The organism is Achromobacter sp., assembly GCF_032113835.1.
Lineage (GTDB): Bacteria > Pseudomonadota > Gammaproteobacteria > Burkholderiales > Burkholderiaceae_B > Achromobacter.
On sequence record NZ_DAMCTG010000068.1, the window covers coordinates 22,480 to 30,790 of the forward strand.

The 8,311-nt window shown below is 66.8% G+C and carries 10 protein-coding genes; 4 read left to right on the forward strand and 6 right to left on the reverse strand.

Annotated features, from left to right (window positions below):
* The first annotated feature begins 45 nt into the window (after window positions 1-45).
* From RT697_RS20295 to RT697_RS20305, 3 genes are all read left to right on the forward strand, one after another.
* Window positions 46-327 (forward strand): DUF2917 domain-containing protein, encoded by a 282-nt coding sequence (locus RT697_RS20295; RefSeq protein WP_313701346.1) that lies wholly within the window; start codon window positions 46-48, stop codon window positions 325-327.
* Window positions 324-974, forward strand: coding sequence for a 2-hydroxychromene-2-carboxylate isomerase (locus RT697_RS20300; protein WP_313701348.1), 651 nt, complete (start codon window positions 324-326; stop codon window positions 972-974). The genes RT697_RS20295 and RT697_RS20300 overlap by 4 nt, the downstream gene beginning before the upstream one ends.
* Before the next feature lie 125 nt (window positions 975-1,099).
* Window positions 1,100-1,273 (forward strand): hypothetical protein, encoded by a 174-nt coding sequence (locus RT697_RS20305; protein ID WP_313701350.1) that lies wholly within the window; start codon window positions 1,100-1,102, stop codon window positions 1,271-1,273.
* Between the two features lie 6 nt (window positions 1,274-1,279).
* On the opposite strand, the gene RT697_RS20310 is transcribed toward RT697_RS20305, so the two are convergent.
* Complete coding sequence (locus RT697_RS20310) at window positions 1,280-1,657, reverse strand: DUF779 domain-containing protein (protein WP_056565049.1); 378 nt, start codon at window positions 1,655-1,657, stop codon at window positions 1,280-1,282.
* A gap of 90 nt (window positions 1,658-1,747) precedes the next feature.
* A complete protein-coding gene (gene adh, locus RT697_RS20315; RefSeq protein ID WP_312438091.1) occupies window positions 1,748-3,277 on the reverse strand; it encodes an aldehyde dehydrogenase in 1,530 nt (509 codons plus the stop codon).
* Window positions 3,278-3,485: 208 nt separating this feature from the next.
* Here adh and RT697_RS20320 point away from each other — a divergent pair, with 208 nt between their 5' ends.
* Complete coding sequence (locus tag RT697_RS20320; protein ID WP_313701352.1) at window positions 3,486-5,360, forward strand: sigma-54-dependent Fis family transcriptional regulator; 1,875 nt, start codon at window positions 3,486-3,488, stop codon at window positions 5,358-5,360.
* Window positions 5,361-5,380: 20 nt separating this feature from the next.
* On the opposite strand, the gene trpC is transcribed toward RT697_RS20320, so the two are convergent.
* From trpC to RT697_RS20340, 4 genes are all read right to left on the reverse strand, one after another.
* Complete coding sequence (gene trpC, locus RT697_RS20325; RefSeq protein ID WP_313701354.1) at window positions 5,381-6,169, reverse strand: indole-3-glycerol phosphate synthase TrpC; 789 nt, start codon at window positions 6,167-6,169, stop codon at window positions 5,381-5,383.
* Window positions 6,166-7,197, reverse strand: a complete 1,032-nt coding sequence (gene trpD / locus RT697_RS20330) for an anthranilate phosphoribosyltransferase (RefSeq protein ID WP_105237102.1) — start codon at window positions 7,195-7,197, stop codon at window positions 6,166-6,168. Before trpD ends, trpC begins: the two co-directional genes overlap by 4 nt.
* Before the next feature lie 11 nt (window positions 7,198-7,208).
* Window positions 7,209-7,775 (reverse strand): aminodeoxychorismate/anthranilate synthase component II, encoded by a 567-nt coding sequence (locus RT697_RS20335; protein WP_105237103.1) that lies wholly within the window; start codon window positions 7,773-7,775, stop codon window positions 7,209-7,211.
* 53 nt (window positions 7,776-7,828) lie between these two features.
* The coding region (locus RT697_RS20340; RefSeq protein WP_313701355.1) for an anthranilate synthase component I family protein at window positions 7,829-8,311 on the reverse strand (483 nt) is incomplete at its 5' end.

Below are 8,311 nucleotides of genomic sequence, written 5' to 3' on the forward strand. Positions count from 1 at the left end.
TGACTCAGACGTTGGGTGACCGGGACAAGATCGTGGTCATCCGCCGTGATCGCCGCTGTTGCGGCCGAGGGGTACGCCATGATCCAGTTATGTTGCACCGCGGGAATGTCATTCCGTTTGGGCAGCGGCTCGACTATGCTGCTCAAGCGCGCTTCAGGCGTCCGCATCGTGTGTCACGCCGGCACCGTGTGGGTTTCCGAATACCGCCGCTTCGATGACAGCGTGCTGCAAGCGGGCGAATCCCTGACCGTGCGCAGCGATCGCGACGTCGTCCTCAGCGGCCTGCCGGATGCGCAGGTCGCGCTACAACCGGAGCTCCTGACATGACCGCGTCCTTGCCCGATACGCCCCGCATTGAAATGTGGTTCGATTTCGCCAGCCCGTACAGCTATCTGGCGATCGAGCGCATCGACAGTCTTGCGCGCGAGGCCGAGGTCAAGGTCGATCTGCGGCCGTTTCTGCTGGGGCCGATCTTCCAGGCGCAGGGCTGGAACGACACGCCGTTCCGCCTGTTTCCCGGCAAGGGCGCGTACATGATGCGCGACATCGCCCGCCTGGCCGACAAATACGGTGTGGTCTACAACCGTCCGCGCCTGTTTCCGCGTATGAGCGTGCTGCCCGCGCGCATCGCGCTGCTGGGCCAGGACGAACCCTGGGGCCGCGATTTCTGCGTGGCAGTGTTCCGCGCGAATTTCCAGCATGACCTGGACATTCAGTCCGAAGACGTCGTGCGCGATCTGCTCATTGGCCTGTCGCTGGATGCCGATGCGCTCATCGCCCGCGCCAAGACCGAAAGCGCCAAGGAGGCGCTGCGCAAGCAGGTCGACCGCGCGCGCAACCTGGGCCTGTTCGGCGCGCCCACGTTCTTCGTGGAGGGGGAAATGTTCTGGGGCAACGACCGTTTGGAAGATGCGCTGGACTGGACTCGCCGCAAAGCGCCCGCCAGCGCCTGGTCGCCGCCCGCGCGCGCCTAGCCGGCCGCGCCTAGCCGGCCGCGCCTAGCTGGCCGCGCCTAACCGGCCGTACCTAGCCGGCCGCGCCTAACCGGCCGTACCAATCCCCCACGCATCAAAGTTTCCTCGTCAACGCATCATCAGCAATGAAAAACGCAAGCAGCGCCTATCGCGGCGCGCCCATGCCGGGCGGCCGCTCGTTCACGCAATTTCGCGCGGCCCGCATCCGGCGGGTGTCCTTCCAATGGAAACAGGCCGAACGCGCCGGCCTTCCAGACGACACCCAGTCCAAAGGCGGCGGCCACGGCAAGCGCGGATGAGGCGCGCTATCCCTTCGTCACCGGCCCGACATTCGCCCACTCTTCATCCGAGTACAGCCGCGATCGCAACAGAAACCGCTTGCCCTCCGCGCTGTCCAGCGAAAACGCGCCGCCGCGTCCGGGCACGGCGTCGATGACGAGCTGGGTGTGTTCCCAGTAAGCGAACTGGTCTTCACCGATCCAGAACGGGCAACCTTCCAGATCGCCCAACAGCACGTCCGAGCCGCCCACCATGAACTCGCCCTGGGGATAACACATGGGCGAGCTGCCGTCGCAGCACCCTCCGGACTGGTGAAACATCAGCGGCCCGTGCTTGGCGCGCAGGGTGTCGATCAGCTGGCGCGCCTCATCGGTCGCGACCACGCGTGGCGTGTGCTCTGGCATGACGGGATTCCTCTGCAAGCGCGCCGGGCGGGCCCGGCGCGCAGGTTGGCCGCGCAAGCGGCTTGGGATGGACAGATCAAGCCAGGCTGATCAGAAGAACCCCAGCTTCTTCGGCGAATAGCTCACCAGCAGGTTCTTCGTCTGCTGGTAATGGTTGAGCATCATCTTGTGGTTCTCGCGTCCGATGCCCGATTGCTTGTAGCCGCCAAACGCCGCGTGCGCCGGATAGGCGTGATAGCAGTTGGTCCACACGCGTCCCGCCTTGATCGCGCGTCCCATCCGGTAGCACGTGTTGGCGTCGCGCGACCACACGCCCGCGCCCAGGCCATACAGCGTGTCGTTGGCCAGCGCCAGCGCATCATCGGCATCCTTGAACGTGGTGACCGCCACGACCGGCCCGAAGATTTCTTCCTGGAACACGCGCATCTTGTTGTGGCCCTTGAAAACCGTGGGCTGCACGTAATAGCCGCCTTCCAGCCCGCCCTGCATCTGCGCGCGCGAGCCGCCCGCCAGCACGTCCGCGCCTTCCTGCTTGCCGATGTCCAGGTAGGAAAGGATCTTTTCGAGCTGCTCGGTGGAGGCCTGCGCGCCCAGCATCGTGTCGGCATCCAGCGGGTTGCCCTGCTTGATCTCGGCCACGCGTTTCAGGGCGCGTTCCATGAACTTGTCGTAGAGCGATTCCTGGATCAGCGCGCGGCTGGGGCACGTGCACACCTCGCCCTGGTTCAAGGCGAACATGACGAAGCCTTCGACCGCCTTGTCCAGGAAGTCGTCGTCCTGCGCGGCCACGTCGGCAAAGAAGATGTTGGGCGACTTGCCGCCCAGTTCCAGCGTGACGGGAATGATGTTCTGCGACGCATACTGCATGATGAGCCGGCCGGTGGTGGTTTCACCGGTGAAGGCGATTTTGGCGATGCGCTTGCTGGATGCCAGCGGCTTGCCGGCTTCCAGGCCGAAGCCGGTCACCACGTTCACGACGCCCGGCGGCAGGATGTCGCCGATCAGTTCCATCAGCAGCAGGATGCCCAGCGGCGTCTGCTCGGCGGGTTTCAGCACGACGCAATTGCCGGCCGCCAGCGCAGGCGCAAGCTTCCACGCGGCCATCAGGATGGGGAAGTTCCACGGGATGATCTGGCCGACCACGCCCAGCGGTTCGTTGAAGTGGTAGGCCACCGTGTCGTGATCGATCTCGGACAGCCCGCCTTCCTGGCTGCGGATGCACGAGGCGAAATAGCGGAAGTGGTCGATGGCCAGCGGAATGTCCGCGGCGCGGGCTTCGCGGATGGGCTTGCCGTTGTCCCAGGTTTCCGCCGTGGCCAGGCGTTCCAGGTTGGCTTCCATGACGTCCGCGATCTGCATGAGCATGCGGGCGCGCTCGGCGGCCGGGGTCGAACCCCATTTCGGCGCGGCGCGATGCGCGGCGTCCAGCGCGAGTTCGATGTCGCGCTCCTTCGAGCGTGCGTTGCGGGTCAGGGTCTGGCCCGTGACCGGCGTGACGTTGTCGAAGTATTCGCCATCCGCGGGCGACTGCCATTTGCCGTCGATGAAATTGTCGTATTGCGTCTTGAGGTCCAGACGGGTGCCGTAGGTCTCCGGGGTAACGCGGGTCGCGATATCCATGCTTGTCTCCGTATCGTTGGAATGGCGGCAGTGGGCTGCCTGTCCGGTATCAAGCAAAACGTGTGCCAGTCGGGGCATCCCGGCTGGACAGCCCGCCGCACGCGTGCGAAAGTAGTTTTTCGTTCGTTCACTGTCGCAATCCGCGACGGTGTCGCGCAACAGGTGTCGCAGCACAGGCGTCGCAGAACGCCGGTCCCAGGAGACATACATGGCCTCTCACTCCGGTCGGCAGGCGCTGACGCAGGCGCGGATGCTCTTCAACCAGCAGGGCGCGGTGCCGGGCGGCATGGTTGCCGAACCCATCCTGCGTTCGTGGCGCCGCTGCGCCGACCTGGGCTTCGACATGCGGGGCGTGCGCCGCGCCGAGCTCATGACGCAGGGCGAACTGCGCGAAGCCCAGCAGCGCAACGAAGCGCTGCGCCGCCTGTCCGAACCCGCCATCGCCTACCTGCGCCGCCAGGCCGGCGGCAGCGGCAACCTCGTCATCCTTTCCGACGCGCAGGGTCTGGTGCTGGACTCGGACGGCGACACGGGATTTGCACATCGCGCCTCGCGCGTGGCCCTGATGCCCGGCGCGCCGTGGGACGAAGCCGCCGCCGGCACCAATGCCATCGGCACCGCGCTGGTCGAAGGCCGGCCCATCGCCGTGCATGGCGCCGAACACTACTTCGAACCCAACCGCATCCTGACCTGCGCCGCCGTCCCCATCACCGACAGCGAAGGCCGCACGCTCGGCGTGCTCGATCTCTCCAGCCAGGCACGCGACGTGCGCCCCGATGTGCTGGCGCTGGTGCGCGGGGCGGTGGACCGCATCGAACACCAATTGTTCGAAAGCGCCTATGAACAATGCACGGTGCTGCGCCTGCATGCCGACCCTGCGGGGCTAGGCCAGCCCGGCGAAGCGCTGCTGGCATTCCAGGGCGACCTGCTCATCGGCGCCAACCGGCGCGCGTTGCAGGCGCTGGCGCTGGCGGCGACCGCGCTCGGCGTGTACCGCTACGCGGACGTGTTCGACGGCGACATCGAACGATGCCCGGACGCGACGGGCAGGGTGCACACACGAACAGGCGCGAGCTATCACGCGCGACTGCGCATGCCGCGCACGCGGGCGCCGCAGCCGCCTGCCGCGCCGGCGGCGCGCGCGCCGGGCGCGCTGGCCGGAACGCCGGCCCCCAGCTTCGACGCCGCGACGCTAGGCGCGCTGGCGCGGGCGGTGCATCTGGCGGACGCCGGCGTATCGATCCTGCTGCAGGGCGAAACGGGCGTGGGCAAGGAGGTGTTTGCGCGCCAGATCCACGCGCGTGGCCAACGCGCGGCCGGCCCCTTCGTGGCGGTGAACTGCGCCGCCTTGCCCGAAAGCCTGATCGAATCGGAATTGTTCGGCTACGAAGACGGCGCCTTCACCGGCGCGCGCCGCCAGGGCAGCAAGGGCCTGCTGCGGCAAGCGCACGGCGGGGTGCTGTTCCTGGACGAGATCGGCGACATGCCGCTGCTGCTGCAATCTCGCCTGCTGCGCGTGCTGCAGACGCGCGAGGTCTCGCCATTGGGCGCGGCGCGGCCCGTGCCGGTCGACTTCACCTTGGTGTGCGCCACGCATCGGCCGCTGGCGCACGAAGGCCCCGACGCACCGGTGCGTCCTGACCTGTACTTCCGGATTGCTGAATACACCGTCACGCTCGAGCCCCTGCGCGCTCGGGCCGACCGCCTGGAATTGCTGCGCGAGCTGTGGGCGGCGCAAGGCGCGGGTCCCGCGCTGCCGCCCGCCATCGAAGCCGTTCTTGCGGCGTATTCATGGCCCGGAAATTACCGGCAACTGGCATCGGTGCTGCGCACGTTGCATGTGTTGGCGGGACCGGCGGGCAGGGTGGATGCCGACATGCTGCCGGCGGAATTGCGCGATGCAACATTGACGCCCGCACCGGCCAGCGGATCCGGCGATCTGCACGCCATGACGGACGCCGCGATCCGGGCCGCCTTGGCCGAGAACGGCGGCAGCGTCAGCCGCGCGGCGCGCGCGTTGGGCGTGCACCGTAGCACGGTGTACCGGCGCGGCGCCGCATGGGGCCTGGCCCGGCCCAAATAACGCCGCCCCGCTCCGCGCGTTCAGCCGATCAGACGCGCCAGTTCCGCACCCGGATCCTTGGCGCGCATGAATGCTTCGCCCACCAGGAACGCGTCGACCTTGTGCTCGCGCATCAGCTTCACGTCTTCCGGTTTCAGGATGCCGCTTTCGGTCACGACGCGCTTGCCGGCCGGAATGCGAGGAAGGAGATCCAGCGTGGTCTGCAAGCTGGTTTCGAACGTGCGCAGGTTGCGGTTGTTGATGCCCAGCAGCGGCGTCTTGAGCGTGAGCGCAACCTCCAGCTCTTGCGCGTCATGCACCTCGACCAGCACGTCCATGCCCAGCTCGATCGCCAGCGTTTCGTAGTCGCGCAATTGCGCGGGGCTGAGCGCGGCCACGATCAGCAGCACGCAGTCGGCGCCCATCGCGCGCGCGGCGACGATCTGGTACGGATCGATCACGAAATCCTTGCGCAGCACCGGCAGCGCGCACGCGGCCCGCGCCTGGCGCAGGTGGTCGTGCGAACCCTGGAAGAACTGCACGTCCGTCAACACGGACAGGCAGGCTGCGCCGTGCACGGCGTAGGTGGCCGCGATCTCCGCGGGCGCAAAGCCCTCGCGGATGACACCCTTGGAGGGCGAGGCTTTCTTGATTTCAGCGATGACGCCGGCCTTGCCCTGCGAGATCTTGTCTTCGATGGCCTGGGCGAAACCGCGCACGTCCTGGCGCGCCTGCGCTTCGCGCAGGACTTCGGCTTCGCTGCGCATCTGGCGAGCGGCGGCGACTTCCTCGGCCTTGACGGCGAGGATCTTCGCGAGAATATCGTTCATTTCTGGAATGTCCGGGTGTATGCGCAGAATTCTTCCAGCTTGGCTCGCGCCGCGCCGGTGGAAATTAGTTCAAATGCTAGCGCTAAGGCTTCGGGAATGGAATCGGCTTTGTTGCCGGCATAGATGGCGAGCCCGGCGTTCAGGGCGACGATGTCTCTGGCCGCGCCCTCGACATTCTCCAGCGCCTCTATGACAAGCTCGCGCGACTGCTCGCGATTGGACACCTTGATGCTTCGGTTGGACATCATGGATAGCCCGTAGTCCTCGGGATGGATCTCATACTCGCGGACCACGCCGTCCTTCAGTTCGCCGACCATCGTGGCCCCGCCCAGCGAGGCCTCGTCCATGCCGTCCTTGCCGTGCACGACCAGCACGTGGCGCGAGCCCAGGCGTTCCAGCACGCGCACCTGGATGCCGACGAGGTCGGGGTGGAACACGCCCATCAGCTGGTTGGCGGCGCCGGCCGGATTGGTCAGCGGACCGAGGATGTTGAAGATCGTGCGCACCGCCAGTTCCTTGCGGACGGCGGCCACGTTCTTCATTGCGCCGTGGTGGGCGGGCGCAAACATGAAACCGATGCCGGTCGCCTGGATGCATTCGGCCACCTGTTCCGGGGTCAGCACCAGGTTGGCGCCCAGCGCCTCCAGCACGTCGGCGCTGCCGCTGGACGACGAGGCGCTGCGGTTGCCGTGCTTGGCAATCGGCACGCCGGCCGCGGCCGCGACGAACATCGCAGTCGTGGAAATGTTGAACGTGTGGCTGCCATCGCCGCCCGTGCCGCACATGTCCAGCAGGTCGTTCGGATTGGGAGTGACAACGGGCGTGGCGAACTCGCGCATGACCTGCGCCGCGGCGGTGATCTCGCCAACGGTTTCCTTCTTGACGCGCAGGCCCATCAAGAGCGCGCTGGCGATCTGCGGCGACATCTCGCCGCGCATCAGCATGCGCATCAGGTGCAGCATTTCGTCGTGGAAAATTTCGCGGTGTTCGATGCAGCGCGTCAGCGCTTCGGAGGGGGAAATCGTCACGGTGCGTCCTTTCAGGCGAGGTTCAGGAAATTGCGCAGCAGGGCGTGGCCGTGCTCACTCAGTACGGATTCGGGGTGGAACTGTACCCCGTACAACGGCAGCGTCTTGTGCCGCACGCCCATGATGTCGCCGTCAGGCGCCGTCGCAGTGACCGCTAGGCAGTCCGGCAGGGTGGCCGGGTCGATGGTCAGCGAGTTGTAGCGGATGACAGTGTACGGCGTCGGCAGGCCTTCAAAGATGTCAGTGCCGGTGTGCGAAAGCTGGATCGTCTTGCCGTGCATGATCTGCTGCGCACGCACGATGTCGCCGCCGAAGGCCGCGCCGATGGCCTGGTGGCCCAGGCACACGCCCAGAATGGGCTTCTTGCCGGCATACGCCTGGATCAGCGGCACCGAGATGCCGGCTTCGGCCGGCGAGCACGGGCCGGGCGACACGCAGATCTGGTCGGGATTGAGCGCAGCCACTTCTTCGAGCGTGATCTGGTCGTTGCGCGCCACGCGCACGTCCACGCCCAGCTCGCCAAAGTACTGCACCAGGTTGTAGGTAAAGGAATCGTAGTTGTCGATCATCAACAGCATTTTTTTCTCCTCGGGGCCTTCTGCGGCCCGGGCGGTGTCGGATTGGCCGGGGCTCAGATGGGTTCGTCCAGGCCGTGCTGGACCTGTTCGGCCGCGCGCAGCACGGCGCGCGCCTTGGCCTCGGTCTCGGCCCATTCGGCTTCGGGGTTCGAATCGGCCACGATGCCCGCGGCCGCCTGCACGTACAGCGTGCCGTCCTTGATGACGCCGGTGCGGATGGCAATGGCCACGTCCATCTCGCCGCCGTAGCTCAGGTAGCCGGCCGCGCCGCCGTAGATGCCGCGGCGCACGGGTTCGAGTTCGTCGATGATCTTCATGGCCTCGACCTTCGGCGCGCCGGTCAGCGTGCCGGCCGGGAACGAGGCGCGCAGCACGTCCATGCTGCTCATGCCGGGGTTCAGGGTGCCGGTCACATTCGACACCAGGTGCATCACGTGCGAGTAGCGCTCGATCACCATGGTGTCGCTGACCTTTACCGACCCCACCTGCGCGACGCGGCCCACGTCGTTGCGCGCCAGGTCGATCAGCATGACGTG

Coding starts and splice junctions, on each gene's coding strand:
- trpC (WP_313701354.1), bottom strand. CDS start 6,169: ATGAACGATATTCTCGCGAAGATCCTCGCCGTCAAGGCCGAGGAAGTC.
- RT697_RS20320 (WP_313701352.1), top strand. CDS start 3,486: ATGGCCTCTCACTCCGGTCGGCAGGCGCTGACGCAGGCGCGGATGCTC.
- RT697_RS20305 (WP_313701350.1), top strand. CDS start 1,100: ATGAAAAACGCAAGCAGCGCCTATCGCGGCGCGCCCATGCCGGGCGGC.
- RT697_RS20310 (WP_056565049.1), bottom strand. CDS start 1,657: ATGCCAGAGCACACGCCACGCGTGGTCGCGACCGATGAGGCGCGCCAG.
- adh (WP_312438091.1), bottom strand. CDS start 3,277: ATGGATATCGCGACCCGCGTTACCCCGGAGACCTACGGCACCCGTCTG.
- RT697_RS20335 (WP_105237103.1), bottom strand. CDS start 7,775: ATGCTGTTGATGATCGACAACTACGATTCCTTTACCTACAACCTGGTG.
- RT697_RS20300 (WP_313701348.1), top strand. CDS start 324: ATGACCGCGTCCTTGCCCGATACGCCCCGCATTGAAATGTGGTTCGAT.